We start from the raw sequence: 564 nt of genomic DNA on the forward strand, positions 1-564 counted from the left end.
GTCATCGTTCAGGACCAGAAGGTACTCGGCCGGGATCTCGTTATAGACCTGCACCGTGGCAGAGAAATCCAGTGGCCCTGTCGTCTCGGCCGTATTGCCAATGATCTTTGTCCGCGACAGCGTATTCGGTGCCCCGACCGTGAGGCTGGCCACCCCCCATTCGGACTGGGTGCCGTCATCTGCGAAGTAGAACACCTGACCACCATTCGGAAAGGCGGATGCAAAACTGCGCCGGTTGTCCGGAGCGCCGTTCAGAATAAAGGGGCCAGTGCCAGGATTGGTGGCGTTCTCCAGGACATAATTGCTCAGTCTCGACGCCATCACAGCCTCTCGGTCAGGGTAAAGGTCACGGCATGACGGTCAGCCGGACCAAAAGGATTGGAGATCTCACTCAGAGCAACCCGGCCAAACAGCGCGGTCTCAGCCAGAGGCACGCGGTCAGGATCCGGGAGGAACAGGATATTCCCGCCCTGGCCGCTGACAGACGCCATCGCCCGCACGGCTGGCAGATCGACATCGCCCAGGGACTGATGGACGATACTCAGCTTGCGCCGGCTCCAGCGG

Annotated in this window: 2 pseudogenes; both read right to left on the reverse strand. The window is 60.8% G+C overall.

Features of this window, described 5'->3' with window-relative positions:
* Positions 1 to 321 (reverse strand): annotated as a pseudogene (locus tag JN414_RS16450) (hypothetical protein); the annotation flags it as partial.
* Positions 321 to 564 (reverse strand): annotated as a pseudogene (locus tag JN414_RS16455) (hypothetical protein); the annotation flags it as partial. The pseudogenes JN414_RS16455 and JN414_RS16450, both read right to left, overlap by 1 nt.

It is taken from the genome of Gluconobacter sp. Gdi (genome assembly GCF_014132155.1).
Lineage (GTDB): Bacteria > Pseudomonadota > Alphaproteobacteria > Acetobacterales > Acetobacteraceae > Gluconobacter.